This window comes from Nonomuraea sp. NPDC050394 (genome assembly GCF_044459065.1).
Taxonomy (GTDB): Bacteria; Actinomycetota; Actinomycetes; order Streptosporangiales; family Streptosporangiaceae; genus Nonomuraea.
The window spans coordinates 295,636-319,539 of the sequence record NZ_JBITIO010000011.1; the positions used below are offsets into that span (position 1 = coordinate 295,636).

Here is a 23,904-nt window from a genome sequence, read left to right on the forward strand (position 1 = left end):
ACATGGCCGATCTTCCGATGCCCACCGTGGGGCCGATCTCGCGGCTGGCTCCCAAGCCCATGCGGTTCATCCTCAACTGGGGGCGGCGCTACTCGCTGTGGGTGTTCAACTTCGGCCTGGCCTGCTGCGCGATCGAGTTCATCGCCACCTCGACCAGCCGCCACGACTTCATCAGGTTCGGCGTCATCCCGTTCGCCAACGGGCCCAGGCAGGCCGACCTCATGATCGTGTCGGGCACCGTCACCGACAAGATGGCGCCCGCGGTCAAGCGGCTCTATGAGCAGATGCCCGACCCCAAGTACGTGATCTCCTTCGGCGCCTGCTCCAACTCCGGCGGCCCCTACTGGGACTCCTACTGCGTCACCAACGGCGTCGACCAGATCATCCCCGTCGACGTCTACGTGCCCGGCTGCCCGCCCAGGCCCGAGGCACTGCTCTACGGGATCATGAAGCTTCAGGAGAAGATCGCGGGGGAGAAGCTCAGCGACCGCTACATCTGGTCGCGCGCCCACAAGGAGGACGTGTGAGCTTCTCTTCCTGGGGCGAGCGGGCCCAGCTCGGCGAGTCGTACGGCGAGCACACCGTCGACGTCGCCGCCGCCGACTGGACCGAGGCCCTCACCTACGCCCGCGACGAACTCGGCTACGAGTTCTTCGACTGGCTGACCGGCGTCGACGACCCGCCGGAGGGCTTCTCCGTCGTCGCCCACGTCTACAACCCCGCCGAACGCGCCCGCCTCCTGCTGCGCACCTGGGTGCCACGCGCCGAACCGAGGCTGGCCTCGGCCGTCGGCGTCTACCGGGGCGCCAACTGGCACGAGCGCGAGACGTACGAGATGTTCGGCGTCACCTTCGACGACCATCCCTACCTCGTGCCGCTGCTCCTGCCCGACGGCTTCGAAGGCCACCCGCTGCGCAAGGACTTCATCCTGGCCGCCCGCGTGGCCAAGGCCTGGCCCGGCGCCAAGGAACCAGGCGAATCCGCGCCCGGCCGCCGCAAGACGCTCCCGCCCGGAGTACCCGCCGACTGGGGCACTGGAGGTTAGGCCACATGCTTGACATGATCTTGCGCTTCGCCGCCATCCTCGCGGTGTTCCTGCTCCTGCCGCTCATCATCGGACAGACCGAGCACAAGGTCATGGCGCACATGCAGTCACGGCTCGGGCCCATGTACGCCGGGGGCTTCCACGGCTGGGCCCAGCTCATCGCCGACGGGGTCAAGTTCGCCCAGAAGGAAGACGTCATCCCGGCCGCGGCCGACCGCCGCGTCTTCATGATCGCCCCCGGCGTGGCGCTCGTGCCGTACCTCGTCGTGCTGATCGTCATCCCCATCGACAAGAACGGCTTCGGCGTCAACCTCGACCTCGGCCTGTTCTTCGTGCTGGCCGTCATGGGCATCGGCGTGCTCGGCTCGATCATGGCCGGGTGGGCCTCGGCCAACAAGTACTCCGTGCTCGGCGGCATGCGCTCGGCCGCCCAGCTCATGTCGTACGAGCTGCCGCTCGTGCTGGCCGCATCCTCCGTCGCCATGGCCGCCGGAACCCTCTCGCTGCCCGGCATCCTGGACCAGTGGCAGTGGTGGTGGCTGCCGTGGCAGGCCATCGGCGGCGTCGTCTTCTTCCTCGCCGGTCTCGCCGAGCTGCGCCGCCCGCCGTTCGACATGCCCATCGCCGAGTCCGAGATCATCATGGGTCCGATGACCGAGTACACCGGGATGCGTTTCGCCCTGTTCATGCTCGCCGAGTACGCGGGCATCGTCGTGCTCTCCTTCCTGACCACCGTGTTGTTCCTCGGCGGCTGGCACGGCCCCTTCCTGGCCGGGTGGATCTGGACGCTGATCAAGGTGTTCCTGCTGGCCTTCGTGGTGATCTGGCTGCGCGTCAGCTTCCCCCGGCTGCGTGAGGACCAGCTGCAGAAGCTGGCCTGGATCGGACTGGTGCCGCTGGCCCTGGTCCAGCTGGCGCTGACGGGGGTCGTGAAGGTCCTGCTCTGAGCGAGTCGCGCTCGGTCAGCCGCCCAGTCGTGCGGCGCCATCCGCAGCCTCACCACCGCGCATATCTGGCCCTGTCCGCCGACGTCACCGCGTAGCCCGCGCCCGGTCAGTGCACGATCGCCAGCATCACGTCAGAGGCCGACGGCCGCTCCTCGGGCTTCTTGTTCAGGCACGACCCGATGACCCCGCGCAACGCGGGCGGCAGCGGCGACAGATCAGGATGAACCGTGAGCACCCTGTTGAACACCGCCGGAACCGTGTCCTCGCCGAACGCCGGACGCCCCGTGGCGGCGAACACCATCGTCACCGCCCAGCTGAACACGTCCGAAGCCGGGCCCACCGCTTCCCCCGTCAACTGCTCGGGCGACATGTACGGCGGCGTCCCCACCATCTTCCCCTGCGTCACCGTGACCTGATCCAGCGCTCTGGCGATGCCGAAGTCGATCACCCGGGGGCCGTCCGAGCCGATCAGGACGTTGCTCGGCTTGAAGTCCCTGTGGACGACGCCCGCCTTGTGGATGGCCGCCAATGCACCGGCTGTGGATAACGCGAGCCGTACCAGACTGTCCTGATCGCGCGGGCCGTGCTTCTTGACGAGCTGTTCCAGAGACGGTCCCTCGACGTACTCGCTCACGATGTAGGCGTGCCGGCCGGTGATGTTGACATCGAGCAGCCTGGCCGTGGAGAAGGTCGCCACCCTGCGCGCCGAGTCGACCTCGCGGGCGAAGCGCGCGCGGGCGGTCTCGTCCACCAGATCGTGCAGGACCTTGACCGCTACCCGGTTGCCGTTGGGCGCGGTCGCCAGATACACCGCGCCCTGGCCGCCGCGGCCCAGCAGATGGAGAACGCGGTACGGCCCGATCCAGCCGGGATGTCCCGGCTGGCTCTGGAAGCCGGTGTGGCCGGGCGGCGGATGGTAGGTGGGGGTCGTGACCCGCTGGTGAAGGTCCATCGGGGGCTTGACGCGGGCCTTGGCCATGAAGGGGACCAGGATGCCGCTGTGGATCACGCCGCCCAGCCAGCTGATGCCGAAGCCGATGGTGATCAGAGAACGCATCGGCTCGGGTATCTGCTCGAACTCCTCGTACCCCACGATGGTGATCAGGAACGAGCCCACGAACACCGTGTAGACGACGGCGGCGATCGCGTGGAAGGTGCTGCGCAACCAGAAGGCGGCGAAGCCGATGGTGAGCGGAGTGGCCAGGCCGCAACTGACGAAGGGGAGGATCGCCCAACCCACGAAGGCAGCCCAGATCCCGGCGCTGGGGCGGGCGGGGTGGGGGTGTGGCATGCCGGAACACTATCGGTCGGGGGTGACAGGGCGAGGTGGGGCGGCTCGCCTGTGGATAACTCGGGGACAGCCTGTGGATGTCTGTGGAAAAACTGGGGACAACAGTCTGGCTCATTCACCTCAGACGCATAGTGCGTCATGATGTTGAACCATGGTGCGGATACCGGGAGTAGGGCTGGCAAAAGGGCTGTCCATCACCCTGCGCCACATGCTGCGCAGATCCGTGACGCGGCAATACCCCGAGGTCAAACCCGCCCTCCCGCCCCGCAGCCGCGGCGTCATCGCGCTGGTCGAGGAAAACTGCACCTCCTGCATGCTGTGCGCCCGCGAATGCCCCGACTGGTGCATCTACATCGACTCCCACAAGGAGACGCTCCCCGCACCGGAAGGCGGCCGCCCCCGCCAGCGCAACGTCCTCGACCGCTTCGCGATCGACTTCGCCCTCTGCATGTACTGCGGCATCTGCATTGAGGTGTGCCCGTTCGACGCGTTGTTCTGGTCACCCGAGTTCGAATACGCGGAAGGCGACATCCGCAACCTTCTCCACGAGAAGGAGCAGCTCGGGACATGGGTCGAGACCGTCCCGCCGCCGCCCGCCCACGACGCGGGCGCGGAGCCTCCCAAGGAACTGACCGCGGCCCCACGCCGCCCATCCGGTACGGCAGGCCCCTCCGCCCGGCCGGCGCCCTCCGACACCCCCACACCGCGCCGAACCCGCGACACCCCCGCCGGAAAACCGCCCCCAGAGGGCCCGGCTCCCAGGGAAACGTCCACAGAGGGTTCACTCCCCGAGGTGACGCCCACGGACGCTTCGCTCACCGAGCCTTCGCTCACCGAGACAACGTCCACAGGCGCGAAGCCCACCAAGGAACCGCCCGCGGGCACGAAGGCCGCAGGCACGCCCGAGCCGCCTCCCGGCGAAGCGTCCACCGGCGCGAAACTCACAGGCAAGGTGCCCGAGACGCCTCAGGCCGATGCGTCCACAGGCGGCACACCGGAAGCCGACGTGTCCACAGACAAACCGTCCACAGGAGCGGCGGAAGAGCCCGCCGGTCGCCGTCCGCGCAGGCCGGCGACCAACGTCCGCGGCATCCGGCCCCCCGGCACGCTGCCCGACCCCGCCGGCCGTACCCCCGAGAAGCCCGCACAGGACATGCCCGAGAAGCCCGCACAGGACACGCCCGCAGAGCCCGCACAGGACACGCCCGAGAAGCCCGCACCCCCTGACGGCGCGCCAGAGACAGGCCCCGCAGACGAGGGCGGGCAGTTGTCCACAGGCGAGCAGTCCGGCGAAGAGTTGTCCACAGGTTCGGGCGAGTCGTCGCGGCCGTCCGATTCGGGAGAGCAGACTTCTGCCGCGAGCCCGCGCAGGCGCCGGATGGCCGATCCACGGTCCATCCGTCCGCCTGGGCAGCTGCGACCCGACGAGACACAGGAGTCCGAGGAGGATTCGTGACCGAGGCGGCGCCCTTCCTGCCACCCACCACGCAAGAAGTCGTGTTCTTGCTCCTGGGCGCGGTGGCCGTCGGATCGGCGCTGCTTGTCGTCACCACCAAGCAGCTCGTCCACGCCGCCCTCTGGCTCGTCGTCTGCTTCGGCGCGCTGGCCGGCGGCTATCTGGTGCTGACCGCGGAGTTCGTCGCCTGGGTGCAGGTGCTGATCTATGTGGGCGCGGTGGTGGTGCTGCTGCTGTTCGGCATCATGCTGACCCGCGCCCCCATCGGACGCTCGGCCGACCTCGACAGCGGCAACCGCGTCGTGGCCGCCCTCGTCGCGCTGGCGACGGCCGCGGTCCTGGTCACGGTCGTGATCGACGGCTTCCGTACGGCCTACGCGCCGCTGAAGCCGGGCGAGGGCGCGGCGGGCGAGCTGGGCGCGAGCGTGTTCAGCACGTGGGTGCTGCCGTTCGAGGCGCTGTCCGTGCTCCTGCTCGCGGCGCTGATCGGCGCCATCGTCCTGTCCCGCACCGACATCCGCGGCGCCCCGCCGTCCGCGGGCGAGGCCGGCGGCGATCCGGCTCCGGCTGAAGGTCCCGGGGGGCCCTAGTGCACATCGTGTACCCCGCGGTCGTCTCCGCGTTGCTCTTCTCCATCGGCGTCTACGGCGTGCTGGCCAGACGCAACACGATCCTCGTGCTGATGTCGGTCGAGCTCATGCTCAACGCCGTCAACATCAACCTGGTCGCGTTCGACATGTGGCTGGCCGACGTGCTCCACAGCGGTCAGGTGCTCACGCTGTTCATCATCGTGATCGCGGCGGCCGAGCTGGGTCTCGGCCTGGCGATCGTGCTCGCGCTCTTCCGCAACCGCCAGAGCGTCGACCTCGACCGCCTGCGCGACCTCGCCGAACCCGCCGACCCGGCCACCACCGCCGACGGCGACAACGGCGCGGGCGGCGACAACGGCGGGCGTGCCGACGACCACCAGCCCGCCGAACTCGGCACCGTCACCTCACCCCAGCTCACGGCGCGCGGCAACGGCGCCTCCGACCAGGGCGACGGCGTGGGCCGCCCCGGTCACCCCGCCAGGCGAGGAGGCAACGCGTGATCACGACGTCCTCGTTCCCCCTGTTGATCGTGGCGCTGCCGTTCCTCGCGGCCTTCGCGGGCCTGCTCCTTTCCCGCTGGCCGGGAAGGCCGCGGGCAAGCCGGCCCGGAGGCGCCGAAACGGAAGAGCGGCCACACCGAGGCGGCAACCGGCGCGCGGCCTGGATCGCCGTCCTTCCCACCGCGGTCTCGGCCGCTCTGGCGCTCTGGCTCGCGGCCGCCCAGGGCTTCGCCTTCTTCGCCGAACGCGCCGCCGGCCCTGTCGGCGCCGACTACGGCACGATCGTCACCGGTACGGTCCCCATCGCGTTGACCCTCCAGGTCGACGCCCTGTCCGGGGTTCTCGGCGTCCTGGTGACCCTGGTGGCGCTGGCCGTACAGGTCTATTCGGTGGGCTATCTCCACGACGACCGGCGCTACCCGTCCTACAGCGCCTTCATCAGCCTGTTCACCAGCGCCATGCTGCTCGTCGTCTACTCCGGCGACCTGCTGGTCCTGTACGTGGGCTGGGAGGTCATGGGTCTGTGCTCCTACCTGCTCATCGGCCACTGGTGGGAAGACCGGGCCAACTCCAGGGCCGCCGTGAAGGCCTTCCTGGTCACGCGCCTCGGCGACGTCGGCTTCCTGTTCGGCATCTTCGTGCTCGGCATCTCGGCGGACAGCTTCCGCATCGCCGACGTGCTCGCCAAGGTGCCCGAGATGTCCACGGCCACGCTGGTCACGGCGACCATGCTGCTGCTGGCCGGGGTGGCGGGCAAGAGCGCCCAGGTGCCGCTGCACACCTGGCTGCCCGACGCCATGGCCGGTCCGACGCCGATCAGCGCGCTGATCCACGCCGCCACCATGGTCGCCGCCGGCATCTTCATCGTGGCCAGGCTCTTCCCCGCGTTCCTCGGGGCCGGGCCCACGCTCGACGTGCTGGCCGTCATGGCTGCGCTCGGCATGCTGGGCGCCGCCCTGGCCGCGCTGGCCCAGGACGACCTCAAACGCGTGCTCGCCTATTCGACGATCAGCCAGCTGTCCTACATGGCCGGCGGCCTGGCCGCGGGCTCCGACCACGCGGCCATCTTCCACCTGCTCACGCACGGCGCGTTCAAGGCGCTGCTGTTCCTGTGCGCGGGCGCGGTCATCCACCACGTCGGCTCCAACCTCATGAGCCAGATGGGCGGCCTGCGCCGTGAGCTCCCGGTCACGTTCGCCGCGACCACGATCGGCTTCGCCGCCCTCATGGGCCTGCCACCGGCCAGCGGGTTCTTCAGCAAGGACAGCCTCCTGCTGGCCATGGACGGGGCGGTCAGCGCCGCCACCCTCACCGACGCCGCCGCGCTCCTGCTCTACGCCTGCGCCCTGGCCACCGTGGTCGTGACCGGCGCCTATTCGGCCCGCGCCTGGCTGCGTACGTTCTTCGGGCCCGCGCGCACCATCGCCCTGCCCGAGCCGCAGCCCGGCACGGCGCACGTGGTCGACACCCGCGAGGCGCCGCCGACGATGCTGATCCCCATCGTCCTGCTCGCGGTCCCCGCCCTCCTGCTGGGCTTCGCCGGCGGCCTCCACCTCGACGTCGGCGTGGCCACGATCAGCGTGGTGCTGGCACTGCTCGGCGCCGGAGTCGTCTACGCCTTCTGGCGCGGCGATCCGGTCGCCGACCCCGCGCGCGTCCTCGGGCCGTTCCGCGTCCCGTGCGAGCGCGCCTTCTACGTCGACTCCGTCTACGCGGCCCTGTTCGTCCGCCCGATCCTCGCGCTGTCCCGGCTGGTGGTCAGCACCGACGACCGGGTCGTGGACGGCGCGGTACGCGGCTCCGGCCGCACGGCCCGTGGCCTGTCGGGGGTCCTGCGCCTCGCGCAGAACGGCAACGTGCAGCTCTACGTCAGCGGCGTACTCGCCGGAGTGCTCCTGATCGTCGTCGGGGCGGTGATGTTCGCATGAGCGGGCTCAGCTGGCTGCCTGTCGCACTGCTGGCCGTACCTCTGCTGGGTGCTCTTGTGCTGCTCGCACCCCCGCCCGCGCTGCGGCGGACGCTGCGCCTCTACGGCCTCGTGGTCTCCGGCGCGGTCCTCGTGCTAGCCGCGATCATGGTGGCGACCTTCGAGTACGGCCGGGCCGCCCGCATGCAGTTCACCCTCGACCTGCCGTGGATCCCCGGCCTGGGACTCAGGTTCCACCTGGGAGTCGACGGGATCTCGCTGCCGCTGGTCGCGCTGACCGCCCTGCTGACGTTCTTGTGCTTCGTCTACCTGGGCGTCGGCGACGGCCGCGGCCAGGGCCAGTTGCTCCGCCCCAGAGCGGGCGGCAGCCGGCCGAGGGCGCTGGTGTTCACGCTGCTGGTGCTCGAAGTCGGCATGATCGGCACCTTCCTGGCCCTGGACCTGCTGCTGTTCTTCGTGTTCTTCGAGATCGTGCTGATCCCGATGTACTTCCTGATCGCCGTCTGGGGCGGCAAGGCCCGCCGGGCGGCGGCGATCAAGTTCATCCTGTACACCCTGCTCGGCTCCGTCGTCATGCTGCTGGGCCTGCTGCTCATCTGGGCGCAGGCGGGCACGCTCGACATGGTGGAGCTGGCCGCCGGGCACGGCGCGGGAATGTCCAGGGCCGTCCAGGTGGTGGCGTTCCTGGCGGTCGGCATCGGCCTGGCGGTGAAGACCCCGATGTGGCCCTTGCACACCTGGCTGCCCGACGCCCACACCGAGGCGCCGACCGTCGGCTCGGTGCTGCTGGCCGGTGTACTTCTCAAGATGGGCACCTACGGCTTCGCCAGAATCGCCATCCCGGTCCTGCCCGAGGGCGCCGCCGCCCTGGCGCCGTGGCTGGGCGCGCTGGCCGTGGTCGGCATCATCTACGGCTCCCTGGCCTGCCTGGCCCAGCGTGACCTGAAGCGGATGATCGCATACTCCTCGGTCGGCCACATGGGCTTCGTCCTGCTCGGCTTCGCCACGCTGACCACCGTGGGCATCAACGGCGCCCTGTTCGCCAACGTCGCCCACGGCCTCATCACCGGCCTGCTCTTCTTCCTGGCCGGAGCGATCAAGGAGCGCTACTCCACCGCCGACATGCCCTCGATCACCGGCATGCTGGCCACGCTCCCGCACCTGGGCTCGGTGCTGACGTTCGCGGCCATCGCCTCGCTCGGACTGCCGGGCCTCGCCGGGTTCTGGGGCGAGATGCTCGCGCTGCTGGGCGCCTTCGATCCGGCCGAGGCGCTCTCCCGGCCGCTGTTCCTGACGTTCATGGTCATCGGCGGACTCGGCGCGGTGCTGACCGCCGCGTACTTCCTGGTCATGCTCTCCCGCGTGACCCACGGACTGCCGGGCGGCAGGGCCACGCCCTCACCGGAGCCCGGCCCGTCCGACGAGCTCGCGGACACGCGCCTGGAGAAGTCCGGTGAGCGGATCGGCCTCCTGTCCCGCATGCCCGACATCCGCGGCCACGAGATGGCCGCCTGGGCGCCGCTGATCGTGCTGATCCTGCTGTTCGGCCTCTGGCCCGGCCTCCTGCTCTCGCTCACCACACCCGCCGTCGAGGCGCTGCTGGGGGTCGTGTCGTGATCCAGTCGATCGACTACTTCGCCATCGCCGCCCCGCTGATCCTGGCGCTGGTGGCGGGCCTGGTGCTGCTGCTCGACGCCTTCCTGCCCGCGACCCGCCGGGTACGCGCCGCGCTCGGCCTCATCACGCTGACCGGCCTGCTCGCCGCCCTGGCCTTCGTGGTGGCCCAGGCCCCGGCGGCGGCCCAGGGCCTGTCCACGTTCTGCGTCCCGAAGGCCCTGAACACCGGTCCGACCCCCATGTGCTCCTTCGTCGTCGACCACTTCACCGTGGTCTTCGCCGGTCTGGCGCTGGTGGCCGGGGTCGTCGTGGTGCTGTTGTCGATGACCGAACTCGCGGGCGGTGGCATCCCTGTCGGCGAATGGTACTTCCTGCTCCTGTGCACCCTCGTGGGCGCGGTCGCCCTCCCCGCCTCCCGCGACCTGATCATGCTCGTGGTCGCGCTCGAACTGGTCTCCCTGCCGGTCTTCGCCCTGACGGCGCTGAGACGCTACGACGGCCGCGGCTCGGAGGCGGCGGTGAAGCTGTTCGTGGTGTCCGTGGTCTCGACCGCCATCATGCTCTTCGGCGTCTCCCTGCTCTACGGCATCACCGGCACCGTCTACCTCAACCGCCTGGCCGCGACCCTGAGCGGCCAGCTCCCTGCCCCGGGCGCCCCCGGCGCGCTGCCCGCGGTGGTCGCGGTCGGCGTGGTCCTGGTGACGGCGGGCTTCGCGTTCAAGATCGCCGCCGTCCCGTTCCACTCCTGGGCCGCCGACGTCTACCAGGGCGCGCCCATCCCCGTCGCCGCGCTCCTGTCGGTCATCTCCAAGGCCGCCGGGTTCGCCGGCCTCATCCTCGTCCTCGTGGTGGCCCTGCGGGGCCAGGCGGCGACCTGGTCCCCGTTGATCGCCATCCTCTCCGCGCTGACCATGACCGCGGGAAACCTGCTGGCCATGCGCCAGCGCTCCGCCGTACGCCTGCTCGCCTGGTCCTCGGTGGCGCAGTCCGGCTACATCCTCGCCCCGCTGGCCATCGCCGCGGGGTCGGGTGCCGCCATCACCGCCTCGATGGCCTATTTGGTCCTGTACGCCGCCATGAACCTGGGCGCCTTCGCCGTGGTCATGCTCGTCTCCCGGAGCGCCCCGCGCAACGAGCTGGACGACTACCGGGGCCTGGCCTTCCGTAGCCCGGTCGCGGGCATCGCCCTGGCCTTCTGCCTGATCTGCCTGGCGGGCCTGCCGCCCGGCCTGGCGGGGCTGTTCGCCAAGGTGGTGGTCTTCCGCGAGATCGTCGAGGGCGGCCTGGGCTGGCTGGCGGTGGTCATGGCCGTCAACACGGTCATCGGCCTGTACTACTACGTGGCCTGGACCGCCCGCGTCGTCACCCCGGCCACCGCCCCCGCCCGCGAACTCGCCCGGACCCACCCGGCCACCTGGATCGCCGTCGCCGCCACCCTTGCGGTCGCCGTGCTGTTCTCCGCGGCCCCGCAACTGGTTCTCACCCTGACCACGCTGACGGGCTGACACCCTGGCATAGCGAGCATGGGGCGAATGGCCGACCGAAACCACGGATCGCCGCGCGACAGGCCGACCACGATGATCACTCTGCGGCCGCCACGTCACACCTGCTCACCTCGGTCGCCACGGGACCGCTCCATCGTTCGCGGTCTCACATGGTGAGAAGGCGCGCCGCGACGGAAGGTATTTTTGAACGCGCATCCCTTTTTCGGCGGGGTTTGCAAATGTGGCCGTACGGTTAATGGAAGTTTCAATTTGAATTGAATTTCCCGCGGCGGCTCCGTCGGCCTGAATTTTGTGTCTTTCCAGGTGCTTGCTTGCCTGTTAACTTCTCTGTGGAATCAACGATCGCGGAGGAGAGGCAATGCTCCACATCGAACTCGACGTCTTTTCTGGACGTCCGAATCCGCACTGGAAGCTCACCGCACGCGAAGAACGCGAACTCATCGAACGGCTCAAGGCCAATCGTTCCGGGCTGCGCCCGGTCAACGACGTCGAGTCCAAGCTGGGATATCGCGGAATGGTCGTGACCGCCGATCGGTCAAGCCAGGAACGCCTCACCGCATCCGGCCTGCCACCGAGCTTCCGCCTCAGAGAGGCCACCGGCCTGCGGGTGTCGGACGTCACGGAACGCTGGCTGTTACACACCCCCGGCGCGCAGGCCACCATCTCGCCCGAGGTCGGCGACGTGGCCGACCTGACCATCGGCAGCCCGTCGGCACAAGTGGAGTCGGGGGCGGCGGGCCAGATCGCGGCCTGCGCGACCTGGTCGTCCACCTGGGCAGACCTCAACACCTTCTGGAACGGCGCCCGCCGTCCCACGAACAACTGCTACAACTTCGCCTCCAGCCTCGCCACCGGCACCTTCGCGCAGCCCGGCCGCGGCACCGGCAGCGTCTTCACCACGCTGACCATCGCCAACATCAAGGCGGCGGTGTTCCGGGACGGCTACACCAGCGCATGCAACGACGACAGGTTTGTCAGCTATCTCTGCATCTGGCCGGGGACGGACTTTCACTTCTACCACCGGATCGCCGATTACTCCGGCAGCCTCCAACGCTGGGCACACAAACCAGGAAGCACGCCGGCGACGAACGTCGACAATTCCGGGCTGGCCATTACCAATCCGGTGACATGTAACCGGGGTCCGTATACAGTGGACGGATCTCCGTACATCTATCCCCGGGTAAATCCGCGATCCACTATCAACTAGTCAGGGAGTTCCAGTGGCTGTCCGGCTTGTTCTCGCGGTGATCGGAGTTTCGCTGTCCATGTTCGCCTGCGGCAATTCTGGCGCCGAGGGCGGCTCGCCGAGCGTGGCGACAGTCGAGATTTACTCCGGTCGGCCGAATCCGAGCTGGACCCTCGACAAGTCCGCGCGCTCCGCGGTGGTGGCGGCGGTGGACGGCCTGCGGGTCGACGAGGGGCTCAAGCCGCCGGACGAGGGCAGGCTCGGCTTCCGCTGGATCGAGGTGACCGGACTGGACACCTCGCACGGCCGCGTGGCACGGGCCAAGGTGGCCCCGCGCGTCGTCGCGCTGGAACTGTCGGCCGATCGGCGTATGGTCCTGCTGGCCGACCCCGAATCGCGCACACTCCAGGAACTCCTGCGGCACGCCGCGGGCCATGTTGACGCCGACGTGCTCAACCTCATCCGTCAACAGATCCGCTAACGGAGGACACCCATGTCCGAATCAGTCTCACGTCGTACGATCATCGCCGGCATTCTCGTGGGCGGCGCCGCCGCGTTCGCCCTGCAGTCGGAGGCACTCGCGGGAGCCCCCGACGGCACCGTCGAGTCCTGGCTGCTGACCACGGCCAAGTTCTGACGACAAGCGACGACCGGCGGATCCATGGCCAGGAGGGCGCCGCCCGGCAACGGGCCGGTGGCAGGCCATGACTCCGCCGACCAAAGCGAAGGGCCTCTGGTGCGCGTAGGCGCAGACCAGAGGCCCTTCGTACTGCGTGTGGCAGGTCCAGGGTTCGAACCTGGGTAGGCTAAGCCGACGGATTTACAGTCCGCTCCCATTGGCCACTCGGGCAACCTGCCTTGTCAGACCCGCTTGCGCGGCGACAGGTAGAAGAATAGCGGACTTTCGAGGTGGACGTGACATCAGAATGTCCTGCTTGTGGTCGCGGGTCAGCGGCGCTTCGCGACGGTGAGGAGGACGGCTGAGTCCTCCACGGCCTCGACCGCGTGTACGGCCTGCGGAATGATCAGCAGGTCCCCGGTCATCCCGTCCCAGGACACTCCGTCGGACACGAGCCTGACCCGGCCGGAAACGACGTAAAGGGTGGCTTCGCCGGGATTGTTGTGGTCGTCCATGCGGGATCCGGCGGCCAAGGCGATCATGGTTTGGCGTAGGACCTGTTCGTGCCCGCCGTACAGGGTGGTGGCGGAGCGGCCGCTTGAGGCGACACGCGCGGTTTCGAGCTGGTTGCGGGCTACCGCGGTCAATGACTGCTTGTTCAAAGGTTCCACCTCTCACCATCCTGGTCGTGGGTATTCCCGCAGCTCACCCCCCTCTCCCCGGCCAAGGCTCGGGTAAACGACATTTGACCGGCAGAGCGCCGCGCGCGGATGCTGGCTAGGCTTGTCAGGCTTATCAAGGACTATCGGGCCGCGGCGCCCGTGCGGGCTATCGAGAGTGAAGAAGGCCGAGTCCGCCGTGACTTGGCCCGTCTGAGAGGTTTCGGGCATTGGCAGACTCGTCATTCGACATCGTCAGCAAGATCGACCATCAGGAGGTCGACAACGCGCTGAACCAGACAGTCAAGGAGATCGGGCACCGCTTCGACTTCAAGAACACCGGCGCTTCGATCAGCTGGTCCGGCCAGCAGAACATCGAGATCAAGGCGAACAGCGAGGAGCGCGCCAACGCCGCCCTCGACGTGTTCAAGGAGAAGATCATCAAGCGGGGTCTCTCCCTGAAGATCCTTGACTCCGGGGAGCCCAAGCTGTCGGGCAAGGAGTACCGCATGATGATCGCCCTCAAGGAGGGCATCGACCAGGAGAACGCCAAGAAGATCTCCAAGCTGATCCGCGACGAGGGCCCCAAGGGCATCAAGGCGCAGATCCAGGGCGAGGAGCTTCGGGTCAGCTCCAAGAAGAAGGACGACCTGCAGGACGTCATCACCCTGCTCAAGGGCAAGGACCTCGACGTCGCCCTGCAGTTCGTGAACTACCGCTAGCGACGCTCGGGGCACACCGTGCCCCGAGCCGCTCACCCGCCACCTTCAGAGGTACGGCGCACCCATCCACCACACGAGGCCCCCGCCCCCGCCCCCGCCTCGTGCCGCGCCGCCTGCTGAGCGACCGCGCCTCGTGCGGGTGCCGCCCCGCGCCGTGCCGAGCCCGCGCCTGCCAAGCCAACTGACGCGCCGATCCGCCCCGCGCCAAGCCGTGCCTGCCAAGGCAGCGCCCGCGCTGCGTCGGACAAGCTCTGCGCCGCGCCGCACAGGCCCCGCGCCGCGCCGCACAGGCCCCGCGTCGCCGTCGGACAAGCTCTGCGCCGCACAGGCCCCGCGCCGGGCCGTGCTGACTCCTGCGGTGCCGAGCTGTGTCGCGTCGGCCGAGGTTCGCGCCGCTTCGGGTGCGGGTCGCGTCGTGCTGCTCCGGCCGAAGCGCGCCCTGCTGCTCTGGTCAGGCGATGCCCCTGTTGACAGGCCCCTTGACTGCTCGCCGTACCCCCTGACTGGAGGTTGGGTCCTGTTGGGGTTGCAGGTTTGCGCAGGTCAGCGTCCCTAATGTCCAGTCAAGTCCGGGAACGGGAGATTTCCGGTACGGCGTGCGGGATGGTGGGGCGGGAACGTTGGGGTGGGGGATGGACGTTGGAGCTGGTGAACCCAGACCACGGAAGGGGGAGCCTTGCGTCGCAATGGTGTGCGCACTGCCGTGCTACTTGGCGGATTGTCGGCAGGGATCCTCGTCGTGGGCACCTGGGTGGGTGGCAGGGTCGGACTGCAGGTCGCGTTGCTGATGGCACTGGGGAGCTCCGGGGTCGCGTACTTCTTCTCCGACCGGATCGCGCTGTCGGCCATGCGGGCCCGGCCGGTCAGTGAGGTCGAGCACCCGACGCTCTACAAGATCGTGCGCGAGCTGTCCACGGAGGCGCGACAGCCGATGCCGAGGCTGTACATCTCGCCCACGGCCCAGCCGAACGCCTTCGCCACGGGCAGGAGCCCCCGGCGGGCGGCGATCTGCGTGACGTGGGGGCTGACGCGGCTGCTGGACGAGCGGGAGCTGCGTGGGGTCATCGGGCATGAGCTGTCACACGTCTACAACCGCGACATCCTCCTCTCGTCCGTTACGGCGGCGCTGGCCACGATGATCACCTGGGTCAGCTACGTCGCGGTGTTCTTCGGCGGCTCTGACGACGATGAGGGCCCCGGGTTCCTCGGGGCGCTGCTGATGATGGTGCTGGGCCCGGTGGCGGCCGGCCTGGTGCAGATGGCGATTTCCCGGACACGCGAGTTCCAGGCGGACGAATCGGCGGCCCGGCTGACCGGGGACCCGCTGGCCCTGGCCTCCGCGCTGCGCAAGATCGAGATGGGCGCCCGGCGACTGCCGTTGCCGGAGAACAGCCGTCTGACCTCGGCCTCGCACCTGATGATCGCCAACCCGTTCAGCGGATCGGGACTCGGCCGGATGTTCTCCAGCCACCCGCCCACCTCGCAGCGAGTGGCGAGGCTGGAGCGAATGGCGGGATATCGGCGCTGAGGTTCCGGCACCCGGTGGTGCACAATTGGATCATGGGGTTACGTATGCGGCTCAACGCGGCCGAGCAGCGTGTCTGGAAGGCCTTCGAGACGGGCGCCTGGACCGAGTTCGCCGACCCCATCACCGGCCCCGGTCGCACCGCCGGCGAAAACGCGCCCACGGACGGCGAGACATGGGGCCCCGAGCGCACCGTGCGCGGCGAGGTGATCTCGGCCCTGCTCCTCGGCGCTCACGAACCCGCCGCGGGCACCGCCCCCGCCGTACGGCTGCGCGGCGCCCGCATCACCGGCCAGATCGCCCTCAGAGGGGCGAACACCGCATATGAGCTCGCGATCAGCGGCTGCCACCTGGACGAACCGGTCGACTGCGCGGGAGCGACCACCAAGACGCTGCGGTTCACCGACTGTCACCTGCCCGGACTGCGGGGCAGCGGCATGCGGGTGGCCGGGCACCTGAGCCTGTCGGGTTCGGTCGTGACCGGCACGGTCCGGGTGGCGCGGGCGGTGTTCGAGAGCGGCTTCTGGCTCGGCGGCACGAAGATCACCGCCACGGAGGAGTGGGCGCTGTGGTCGGGCGCGATGGTGGTCGACGCCGGCCTCTACCTCAACAATGCCGACATCACCGGCGGCCTGCGCCTGGTCGGGGCACGGCTCAACGGCGGCCTGTTCATGAGCAACGCGACCATCCGCAACCCCGGCAAGGACGCGCTGGCCGCCGACAACATCACGGTCGAGGACATCTTCGAGGGCGATTTCCATGCCTTCGGGGTCGTACGGCTGCGCGGCGCCCGCATCAACGGCACCCTGTCGATCACCGGCGCCATCCACAGCCCCGACACGCCGTACGCGCTCCACGCCAGCCACATGGAGGTCCGCGAACTCGTCCTGAAGCCCGCCGAACCCATCGAGGGCGTCGTCAGCCTCGCCCACTCCCGCGTCGGCACGCTCCGCGACGACCCCGACACCTGGCCGGAGAAACTCCGCCTGAACGGCCTGGTCTACGAAGCACTGCGCGGGAGCGGCGTCACCAGGCGCATCGACTGGGCCGGCCGGGACCCGGCAGGCTTCCGGCCGCAGCCGTACGAGCAGCTCGCCGCGTGGTGCCTGCGCGACGGGAACGAGCATCTGGCCCGCCGTACCCAGCTGGCCAAGCTGCGGGCGCGCCGCCGTACCTTCCCGCTCAGTGGCCGTATCTGGGGCAATCTCCTCGACATCACCGTCGGGTACGGCTACCGCCCCTGGCTGGCCTCGATCTGGTTCGTTCTGCTGCTGGTCGTGGGCACGGTCGTCTTCGCCATCAACCCGCCCAGGGCACTCAAGCCTTCAGAAGCTCCGGCGTTCGACGCGTTCGCGTACACCTTTGACCTGCTGCTGCCGATCGCGACGTTCGGGCAGCGGGAGTTGTTCGATCCGGCCGGTTGGACCCAGGGGCTGGCGTACGGCCTGATCGCCGCCGGATGGATCCTGGCCACCGCGCTGATCGCCGGAGCTACCCGGATTCTCCGTCCAGTGTGATCTTGCGGAGAATGGCCGGAAGGTCGGCGGGGAAGAAGGCCTCGTCGGTCGCCTCGAGTTCCTCCACGCTCCACCAGCGGTGTCCCAGCGTGGTGTCCTTCTCGATGTCCTCCATGTGGTCGAACGAGACTTCCGCGCCGGTCACCCGGACCGCGAAGAACGTCTGGTCCTGCGTGATCGCGTACTCGGCCCAGTTGAACGAGATCGTCCCGGTCGCCAGCGGCCCGGTGAACTCTCCGGCGGGCGCCGTGATCCCGGCCTCCTCGTACAGCTCCCGGACCGCCGCCTCCAGCAGCGTCTCGTCGTGCTCGGCCGCGCCGCCGATCGTGAACCAGAACGGCCGTTCCGGCACGGCCGGATCGAACCCGTGCAGCAGCAGAACCCGGCCTTCGTCATTGATGGGGAGCACGCGTCCGGTGAACCGACGCAGTGGGATCTTCGTCACGACCGACAGCCTAAGCCGCATTTCCCCCGTAAGCCGACCGAGCCCTTCAAGGTCGGCGATGCATCGCGAACCGGACGGGCAACTAGCCTGGCCTGGTGAAGGTCCTCTACGTCATCGTCTGCGCCGCCGCGCCCGCCTCGGACGTCGGCCGCCTGGTCGAACTGGCCCAGGACGCCGGATGGGACGTCCAGATCGTCGCCACCCCGCAGGCCCTGGACTTCATCGACGTGCCCGCGCTGGAACTCCAGACCGGCCGGGCCGTACGCAGCCGCTACCGCAAACCCCACGAACCCAAGCCGCCCAGGCCCGACGCGATCATCGTCGCCCCTGCCACCTTCAACACCGTGAACAAGTTCGCCCAGGGGATGACCGACTCGTACGCGCTCGGCCTGCTCGCCGAGGCGCCCGGGCTGGGGATCCCGGTAGTGGTGCTGACCTTCGTCAACGCGGCATTGTCGGCGCGGGCGCCGTTCGTGCGGAGCGTGGAGAGCCTGCGGGCCGAGGGGGTCGTGGTGGTGGCGGGATCGGACGGCGAACAACAGACCCAGCCCTGGGACCTGGCCCTGAGAGAACTCAGCCAACCCCTGTGACCCGGTACGGCCGTTGGCCTGGGGCAGGTGGGTGGCTGGCCTTGGCGCGCGGGCACAAGGGCACAGGTGGCGCGGTGTCCGCGGACTGACCGGAGGATGGTCGCGACGTGCTCCCGCGACGCCCTACAGCGGGGAATCCGCAGGCCAGGGCCCGCATGGCCGCAGGGAGTCTGCGGGCGGCCCGGGGGTGCGACGGGCGGGCGCGGGGGGTCTACGGGCGGGCCGGGGGTGCGACGGGGCGGGGATGGCCGCGGGGCGTCTGCGGGCCCGGGGGTGCGGGCGCGGGGGTCTGCGGGCAGGCCGGGAGTTCGGCTGGGCGTCTGCGGGTGGAGCGGGATGCGGGAGGCGCCGCGTGGGCCGGGGTGGAAATGCGACAAACCGGCGCCTCGGTGGAGGTGCCGGTTCGTGCGGTGTGTTGCAGGAGTGTCTGCCCTGCGGAGAACCCGGGCCGCGTGTGGAATCGCGGCTGAGGCGCGGTCGGCCGGATCGGGAGGTGGCCTGGCCGCGGCCGAGTGCTAGCGGGTCTCGCGGTGCGCGCGGTGGGTGCGGCAGTTGGGGCAGTACTTCTTCAGCTCAAGCCGATCCGGGTCGTTGCGCCGGTTCTTCCGCGTGATGTAGTTGCGGTGCTTGCACTCCTGGCAGGCCAGCGTGATCTTCGGCCTAACGTCGGTGGCAGCCACGTGGGAGTGCCTTTCTACGTTCGGGACATGGACATACCCGTGCCCAGGCCTGGTGACCTGAGAAGGGCCGTAGCGGAGGCCGGACTTGAACCGGCGACACAACGATTATGAGCCGTTTGCTCTGCCTGACTGAGCTACTCCGCCTGGAGCCGGGCGAAACAACCCGGACCCGTAGAGGATACCCGACCTCAGGAGCACATACGTACATCACCTGGTCAGGCGGGTTGACCTCATCTATGCCTCACCACAGATCTCATAACAAAAGCCTCGACCGAAAACTTCCGGTGAGGCCTGGTGAAGCTGGAGCCCCCAAACGGAATCGAACCGTTGACCTTCTCCTTACCATGGAGACGCTCTGCCGACTGAGCTATAGGGGCCTGTCCGCAGGCGCTGTCTGCGTTGCGGACAGGTGTAACCATACACGGCAGTCAGCGATGATGCGAACTGGTTCCAGGCAATCTCAGGGTCACCTCGGCGCCCGTGCCCGTGTTGCCGAACTCCAGGTCAGCACCCAGCATCCGGGCCTGCCCGGCGGCGATCGTCAACCCCAGTCCGACCCCCGTCCCGCGGGCGCTCGCACCGCTGGCGAACCGCTGAGGACCATGTTCTCGCAGTACGGCCAGCATGTCCGCAGGGAACCCCTTCCCATGATCCTCCACCCGCACCGTCGTGCCGTCCACGGTGACCGTGACCGGCGGACTCCCATGGCGCACGGCATTGGCCACGAGATTGGCCAGAACGCGCTCGACCCGCCGCGGATCGGTCTCCACCTCGGCATCCCGCACCACCGCCAACCGCACGCCGTCACTCGCCGGAGGAGGAGCCGCCTCCGGCAGGATGCTGTCGTGGGCGTGGGCGTGGGCGGCGGTGATGGCTCGGCGGGCCAGGGCGCTCAGCAGGCGGCGCTCCAGGGCGGGTCGCTCTGTGTGGGCGTCGAGGCGGGCCACTTCCAGGATGTCTTCGACCAGCCTCCCGAGTACGGCGGCGCGGTCGCGGACCAGCTCGCCGGGACGTCCGGGAGGCAACAGCTCGGCGGCGGTCATCAGGCCGGTGACCGGGGTGCGCAGCTCGTGCGCGATGTCGGCCGTCACGCGGCGCTCCGCCTCCAGCCTGGCCTGGAGCGCGTCGGCCATGCGGTCCAGCGCCCTGCCCACCGCCACGACCTCGTCCCCCCGCCATGTGCGCCCCGGAAGGGAGGACTCCCCGGACGGCAAGGGCACGACCGGTTGCCCCACGGGCGTTGGGCCGGAGGCGGAAGACGGGGGCGGGAAGACGCGGGCGGTCAGGTCGCCGGACGCGATGGTGGCGGCGGTTCGGGAGACGCGGCGGATGCGGCGGCTCAAGCCCGTGGCCACCGCGATCCCCGCCAGACAAGCCACCACCGCGGCCAGGGCGCCCGAGGTGAGCAGGGTGCGGTCGAGTGCGGCGAGCTGGGCCCGCTCGGGGTGGTAGGGACGGGTCAGGGAGATGATCCTGCCGCCCAGGGTGGTGGCGGCCCACAGGGTGTCGCCGTCCAGGTACGTGGCGCGAACGGGGCGGGTGGTGATCTCGCGGGACAGCGGCCCGGGGACGGGCCCGACGGTCAGACCGGCGTCCTGGCCCTCCGCCTGGCGGGCCAGCAGCGACTGGAACTGGGCGTCGAGAGTACGGCGCGCGGTGTCGAGCTGGGTGTCGGCGGTTCGCAGGTGGACGAGGAGCCCGATGGCCGTGGCCACCGCCACCGCGGTGAGAGCCAGCGACAGGGCGATCTTCAGGCGCAGGCTCATGAGCGCCTCAGCTTGTAGCCGAACCCGCGCACGGTCTCGATCCGGTCGTTGCCGATCTTGTGGCGCAGGCGTTGCACGTGTACGTCGACGACGCGGGTGTCGCCCTCCCAGGCGTAGTCCCAGACGTTCTGCAGCAGTGTGTCCCGGGACAGGACGATCCCGGCGTTCGCCGCGAACTCCAGCAGCAGCTTCAGCTCGGTCGGGGTCAGGGACAGGAGGGTGCCGCCCCGCCGTACCTCCATGGACTGGGTGTCGACCGTCAGGTCGCCGAACGTGAGGACGGCGGGGGTGCTCGCGGCGGCGGCGCGGCGCAGGACGGCGCGGATGCGGGCGTGCAGGACGCCCAGTTCGAAGGGTTTGGTGACGTAGTCGTCGGCACCGGCCTCCAAGGCGTTGATCACGTCGATGGCGTCGGACCTGGCCGAGATCATGATGATGGGGACGTCGCCCGCCTGCCTGATGCGCCTGGCCAGGCTGACGCCGTCGAGGTGGGGGAGCATCACGTCGAGCAGGGCCACGTCGGGAGCCTGGCGCTGGAAGGCGGACAGGCCGGACAGACCATCCGATGCCGTGCGTACGGCCAGGCCGTGGCGTTCGAGGGCCAGCTGGGTCGCCTCGCGGATCACGGCGTCGTCCTCGACGAGCAGGACGTCGGTCATCGGGGCGGCACCTCCAGCTTCTGGTCGGTCAGGTCGTCCTTGATCTCGTGGCCGGACGTGACGGTGAAGCGGGCGTAGTAGCCGGTGCGCTCCAACCGCGTCAGGCGGCTGAGGGTGATCGTGGCGGGGTAGCCCTTGGTCTCGCAGCCGGGCAGGCACCAGGTGCCGCTCAGTTCGCCGGTGCCCACGGCGCGCTCGCCGCCCCACGACTGCCAGCGCACGCCGTTCATGCCGCTGAACTCGGTGAGCGCGAAGTCCGACGGGCGTTGCAGGGCGTCGCCCATGTAGGCGATGACGTAGACGGGACCGCGGGACTCCGACGGCGGCGCCGGGCCCTCGACCCGGACTCCGCCGGCGGCGCCGCAGGCCGCCGTCAGGGCGAGCGCGAGGAGTGTCAGAGCCTGTTTTCGCATGTCAACGAGGTTACGGCGGAGCCTGTGTCGGTTATCCGGCAGCTTTGTAACGGCGGTCCATCGGTAGCACGATCACTTCACACAACTCGGCCAGATCCACATGCTTGGCGACGTCGGCCACGGACAGGCAGTCGGCGATCAGCCAGCCGTTGCGCCGGATCCGGAGCACCTGGCGGCCGGCCCGCGTGGCGGGGACGACCTCGTAGCCGCGGGGGCCCACCCATCGCCTGTCCATAGCGGCACAGAGTAGACCTCAGGACTCTCAATTTTCACGCAGCGACTCATGCCTCCTGGGCATCGTGCGTCAGAACCGGTAGTAGCCGGCGAAGCCCTTCTTGTCGGCGATGTCGTCGAGGCGGACCTCGGCGCCGGTCTCGGGGGCGTTCATCATCTTCCCGTTCCCGAGGAAGATCCCGACGTGGTGCGTCTTGATGCGCTTTTTCGTGATTTTCCCGAAATAGACGAGGTCGCCGGGCTGCGGCTTCTTCACCCGGTACATGCGCCGCACATGGTCGTCGGTGTTACCGGGACCGAGCACGTCGGAGCCGTGCGCGAGCGCGTACACCCACCTCGTGAACCCCGAGCAGTCCAGCCCCTTGGTCCTGGCGGCGGGACAGGGCCGGATCTTGCCTTTGTAGCCGAGGCAGGTGCCCTTCGACGGGCCGGGCTCGTCGGCGTGCCCGCCGCCCCAGGAGTAGGTGATGTCCTTGCGCTCGATCTCGTAGGCGAGCCGGACGATGTCCGGCGCCACCCACTCCCTGATGGGCGCGGAGGCGGTGGCCAGCAGCAGGACCAGGGCAAGCGCGGGCAGCAGTCCCCGCCGTAGCCGTCCCGACACCCGCCCACGCCTCCGTTAATAGGGAAAGTCGGGATATATCCTCACCCAAAAGCCGCAAGGCCGCGCGGGCAGCGCGAGGAAACCTGGCGGGCAGCGCGAGGAAAATCCTGGCGGTCAGCGCGGGGAGATCTTGGCGGTCAGCGCGGGGAGATCGTGGCGGTCAGCGGGCCTTCAGGTCCAGCTCCATCGTTCCGACCGTGAAGCGCATCCCCACGCTTCCCTTGGCCGGCGCCTTGGTGGTGAACGTCAGCCGCACCTTCTGTCCCCGGTTCAGCTTGGCCACCGTGCACTTCACGGCCGTGCCGCTGAACTTGCAGCCGGGTGCCTTGACGACCTTCTGCCCGCCGTACGCCCGACCGGAGATCTTGATCGTGCCCGCGGGGTGCGGGCCGGTGTTGGCGATCGTGATCGTGTACGAGCGGCGGCTCTTCGCCTGGCCGGACACCGTCAGCTCGACCGCCGCGATGGCCAGCTCCTTGAGCTCGGACTCGCTGCCGTTGAAGGAGTTCTGCCCACCGGCCAGCGTGCCCTTGTCGGCCGACTGCCAGAACGTGTGCCTCTCCCAGCTCTTCGGCAGCTCGCCCGGATCGCTGCCCCAGCGGGCCAGCCAGAGCGGGTTGGCCTTGAACTTGGCGGAGTCGCCGGTGCACGTCTTCCACCAGCTCGTCGTGGTGTAGATGATCGCCTGGCGGCCGGTGCGCTGGTGGTAGCGCTTCGTGAAGTCCTTGACCCACGTGACCATGTCCTTGGGGGACAGGCCGTAGCAGTTGTCCTTGCCGTTGCGGTCCTTGTAGGGGTTGTCCTCCAGGTCGAGCACACCCGGCAGCGTGATGCCGTCGCCGGCCCAGCGGCCGCCGTTCTGCACGAAGTACTCGGCCTGGGCGGCGCCGTCCGACTCGTGTGGCTGGGCGAAGTGGTACGCGCCGCGGATCAGTCCCGCGTCGGCGGCACCCTCGAACTGGGCGGAGAACGTGGGGCTGACGAAGTCGCCGCCCTCGCTGGCCATCACGAACGCGAACTTCGCGCCACCTGCCGCGACACTCGCCCAGTCGACCTCGCCGGTCCAATTGCTGACGTCGACGCCGGGCACGCCGTTGACGGCCTGGGCGGGTAACGCGTTCGCGCCGTAACCGACCGCGGCGAGCGCCGCGGCCACCAGAACACGCTTCACGAGGGGTCCTCTTTTCACCGATGAGGCCAAGATTTTCGCGGAGTACGGCAGGCCCCGCAACCGCTCCACTGGGGCATCACCGAAATTTCTTGAAATCCCAGGTCGAAGCGCTGTTTCGCTTCACGGCCTACATAGCGTTTCCGCAGGTCAGCGCCGTATGTGAATGTAATGTTCGCGTTTGCCTAAACCTCGCTGACGTGCGCAAGCTTGGGGAAATCCGCCCGCCTCCCAAGCAA

At 69.2% G+C, this 23,904-nt stretch carries 25 protein-coding genes, 3 tRNA genes and 1 pseudogene; 16 read left to right on the plus strand and 13 right to left on the minus strand.

The window, feature by feature from the left end; translation table 11 throughout:
* Nucleotides 1-17: 17 nt before the first annotated feature.
* From ACIBKY_RS36640 to ACIBKY_RS36650, 3 genes are read left to right on the plus strand one after another with little or no spacing between them, the layout of a single operon-like run.
* On the plus strand, nt 18-527 hold the full coding sequence (locus ACIBKY_RS36640) for an NADH-quinone oxidoreductase subunit B (protein WP_379615455.1): 510 nt from the start codon (nt 18-20) through the stop codon (nt 525-527).
* Nucleotides 524-1,045, plus strand: a complete 522-nt coding sequence (locus tag ACIBKY_RS36645; protein WP_397104082.1) for an NADH-quinone oxidoreductase subunit C — start codon at nt 524-526, stop codon at nt 1,043-1,045. The genes ACIBKY_RS36640 and ACIBKY_RS36645 overlap by 4 nt, the downstream gene beginning before the upstream one ends.
* A 5-nt stretch (nt 1,046-1,050) precedes the next feature.
* The gene (locus ACIBKY_RS36650; protein WP_397104084.1) at nt 1,051-1,992 is read left to right on the plus strand and encodes an NADH-quinone oxidoreductase subunit H; all 942 of its coding nucleotides are present in this window, start codon (nt 1,051-1,053) and stop codon (nt 1,990-1,992) included.
* A gap of 106 nt (nt 1,993-2,098) precedes the next feature.
* Here the strand turns inward: ACIBKY_RS36650 and ACIBKY_RS36655 are convergent, their stop codons facing one another.
* Nucleotides 2,099-3,283, minus strand: a complete 1,185-nt coding sequence (locus ACIBKY_RS36655) for a serine/threonine-protein kinase (RefSeq protein WP_397104086.1) — start codon at nt 3,281-3,283, stop codon at nt 2,099-2,101.
* A gap of 208 nt (nt 3,284-3,491) precedes the next feature.
* On the opposite strand from ACIBKY_RS36655, the gene ACIBKY_RS36660 reads away from it, so the two are divergent.
* The 9 genes and pseudogenes from ACIBKY_RS36660 to ACIBKY_RS36700 all read left to right on the plus strand — a co-directional run bounded on the left by ACIBKY_RS36660 (nt 3,492) and on the right by ACIBKY_RS36700 (nt 12,701).
* Nucleotides 3,492-4,739 carry a 4Fe-4S binding protein gene (locus tag ACIBKY_RS36660; RefSeq protein ID WP_397104087.1) on the plus strand — a complete coding sequence of 416 codons (1,248 nt, stop codon included), beginning with the start codon at nt 3,492-3,494 and terminating at the stop codon, nt 4,737-4,739.
* Nucleotides 4,736-5,329 (plus strand): NADH-quinone oxidoreductase subunit J, encoded by a 594-nt coding sequence (locus ACIBKY_RS36665; RefSeq protein WP_397104089.1) that lies wholly within the window; start codon nt 4,736-4,738, stop codon nt 5,327-5,329. The genes ACIBKY_RS36660 and ACIBKY_RS36665 overlap by 4 nt, the downstream gene beginning before the upstream one ends.
* A pseudogene (nuoK, locus tag ACIBKY_RS36670) lies at nt 5,329-5,613 on the plus strand (NADH-quinone oxidoreductase subunit NuoK); the annotation flags it as partial. The gene ACIBKY_RS36665 and the pseudogene nuoK, both read left to right, overlap by 1 nt.
* Before the next feature lie 212 nt (nt 5,614-5,825).
* Nucleotides 5,826-7,757, plus strand: a complete 1,932-nt coding sequence (locus ACIBKY_RS36675; protein WP_397104091.1) for an NADH-quinone oxidoreductase subunit L — start codon at nt 5,826-5,828, stop codon at nt 7,755-7,757.
* A complete protein-coding gene (locus ACIBKY_RS36680) occupies nt 7,754-9,373 on the plus strand; it encodes a NuoM family protein (RefSeq protein WP_397104093.1) in 1,620 nt (539 codons plus the stop codon). The genes ACIBKY_RS36675 and ACIBKY_RS36680 overlap by 4 nt, the downstream gene beginning before the upstream one ends.
* Nucleotides 9,370-10,878, plus strand: coding sequence for an NADH-quinone oxidoreductase subunit N (locus ACIBKY_RS36685; protein ID WP_397104094.1), 1,509 nt, complete (start codon nt 9,370-9,372; stop codon nt 10,876-10,878). The genes ACIBKY_RS36680 and ACIBKY_RS36685 overlap by 4 nt, the downstream gene beginning before the upstream one ends.
* A 358-nt stretch (nt 10,879-11,236) precedes the next feature.
* Nucleotides 11,237-12,085 carry a hypothetical protein gene (locus ACIBKY_RS36690; protein WP_397104096.1) on the plus strand — a complete coding sequence of 283 codons (849 nt, stop codon included), beginning with the start codon at nt 11,237-11,239 and terminating at the stop codon, nt 12,083-12,085.
* 13 nt (nt 12,086-12,098) lie between these two features.
* Nucleotides 12,099-12,545, plus strand: coding sequence for a hypothetical protein (locus ACIBKY_RS36695; protein WP_397104097.1), 447 nt, complete (start codon nt 12,099-12,101; stop codon nt 12,543-12,545).
* Nucleotides 12,546-12,557: 12 nt separating this feature from the next.
* A complete protein-coding gene (locus tag ACIBKY_RS36700; protein ID WP_379615318.1) occupies nt 12,558-12,701 on the plus strand; it encodes a hypothetical protein in 144 nt (47 codons plus the stop codon).
* A gap of 139 nt (nt 12,702-12,840) precedes the next feature.
* Here the strand turns inward: ACIBKY_RS36700 and ACIBKY_RS36705 are convergent.
* Nucleotides 12,841-12,922 (minus strand) — tRNA-Tyr (locus ACIBKY_RS36705).
* Nucleotides 12,923-13,012: 90 nt separating this feature from the next.
* On the minus strand, nt 13,013-13,345 hold the full coding sequence (locus ACIBKY_RS36710; RefSeq protein ID WP_397104099.1) for a cupin domain-containing protein: 333 nt from the start codon (nt 13,343-13,345) through the stop codon (nt 13,013-13,015).
* Between the two features lie 227 nt (nt 13,346-13,572).
* Between ACIBKY_RS36710 and ACIBKY_RS36715 the strand changes: the two genes are divergently transcribed.
* From ACIBKY_RS36715 to ACIBKY_RS36725, 3 genes are all read left to right on the plus strand, one after another.
* Nucleotides 13,573-14,064 (plus strand): YajQ family cyclic di-GMP-binding protein, encoded by a 492-nt coding sequence (locus ACIBKY_RS36715; protein ID WP_184958497.1) that lies wholly within the window; start codon nt 13,573-13,575, stop codon nt 14,062-14,064.
* A 676-nt stretch (nt 14,065-14,740) separates the two neighbouring features.
* Nucleotides 14,741-15,592 (plus strand): zinc metalloprotease HtpX, encoded by an 852-nt coding sequence (htpX, locus tag ACIBKY_RS36720; protein WP_397104101.1) that lies wholly within the window; start codon nt 14,741-14,743, stop codon nt 15,590-15,592.
* Nucleotides 15,593-15,624: 32 nt separating this feature from the next.
* Nucleotides 15,625-17,106, plus strand: coding sequence for a hypothetical protein (locus tag ACIBKY_RS36725; RefSeq protein ID WP_397104103.1), 1,482 nt, complete (start codon nt 15,625-15,627; stop codon nt 17,104-17,106).
* Here the strand turns inward: ACIBKY_RS36725 and ACIBKY_RS36730 are convergent.
* Entirely contained in the window at nt 17,081-17,551 is a 471-nt protein-coding gene (locus ACIBKY_RS36730) for an NUDIX hydrolase (protein ID WP_397104105.1), read from the minus strand. The genes ACIBKY_RS36725 and ACIBKY_RS36730 overlap by 26 nt on opposite strands.
* A 95-nt stretch (nt 17,552-17,646) precedes the next feature.
* Between ACIBKY_RS36730 and ACIBKY_RS36735 the strand changes: the two genes are divergently transcribed.
* The gene (locus ACIBKY_RS36735) at nt 17,647-18,141 is read left to right on the plus strand and encodes a flavoprotein (protein ID WP_397104107.1); all 495 of its coding nucleotides are present in this window, start codon (nt 17,647-17,649) and stop codon (nt 18,139-18,141) included.
* A 515-nt stretch (nt 18,142-18,656) separates the two neighbouring features.
* Here the strand turns inward: ACIBKY_RS36735 and rpmG are convergent.
* From rpmG to ACIBKY_RS36780, 9 genes are all read right to left on the minus strand, one after another.
* Complete coding sequence (rpmG, locus tag ACIBKY_RS36740; RefSeq protein WP_101786011.1) at nt 18,657-18,821, minus strand: 50S ribosomal protein L33; 165 nt, start codon at nt 18,819-18,821, stop codon at nt 18,657-18,659.
* Between the two features lie 70 nt (nt 18,822-18,891).
* Nucleotides 18,892-18,965: transfer RNA gene (locus ACIBKY_RS36745), tRNA-Met, on the minus strand.
* Nucleotides 18,966-19,122: 157 nt separating this feature from the next.
* Nucleotides 19,123-19,198: transfer RNA gene (locus ACIBKY_RS36750), tRNA-Thr, on the minus strand.
* A gap of 51 nt (nt 19,199-19,249) precedes the next feature.
* Complete coding sequence (locus ACIBKY_RS36755; protein WP_397104109.1) at nt 19,250-20,587, minus strand: ATP-binding protein; 1,338 nt, start codon at nt 20,585-20,587, stop codon at nt 19,250-19,252.
* A complete protein-coding gene (cseB, locus tag ACIBKY_RS36760) occupies nt 20,584-21,246 on the minus strand; it encodes a two-component system response regulator CseB (RefSeq protein ID WP_397104111.1) in 663 nt (220 codons plus the stop codon). Before cseB ends, ACIBKY_RS36755 begins: the two co-directional genes overlap by 4 nt.
* Nucleotides 21,243-21,659, minus strand: a complete 417-nt coding sequence (locus ACIBKY_RS36765; RefSeq protein WP_397104113.1) for a hypothetical protein — start codon at nt 21,657-21,659, stop codon at nt 21,243-21,245. Before ACIBKY_RS36765 ends, cseB begins: the two co-directional genes overlap by 4 nt.
* A gap of 31 nt (nt 21,660-21,690) precedes the next feature.
* Nucleotides 21,691-21,894 carry a transposase gene (locus ACIBKY_RS36770; protein ID WP_397104115.1) on the minus strand — a complete coding sequence of 68 codons (204 nt, stop codon included), beginning with the start codon at nt 21,892-21,894 and terminating at the stop codon, nt 21,691-21,693.
* A gap of 69 nt (nt 21,895-21,963) precedes the next feature.
* Nucleotides 21,964-22,497, minus strand: coding sequence for a C40 family peptidase (locus tag ACIBKY_RS36775; protein WP_397104117.1), 534 nt, complete (start codon nt 22,495-22,497; stop codon nt 21,964-21,966).
* 160 nt (nt 22,498-22,657) lie between these two features.
* Nucleotides 22,658-23,668 (minus strand): GH25 family lysozyme, encoded by a 1,011-nt coding sequence (locus ACIBKY_RS36780; RefSeq protein ID WP_397104119.1) that lies wholly within the window; start codon nt 23,666-23,668, stop codon nt 22,658-22,660.
* Nucleotides 23,669-23,904: the final 236 nt, after the last annotated feature.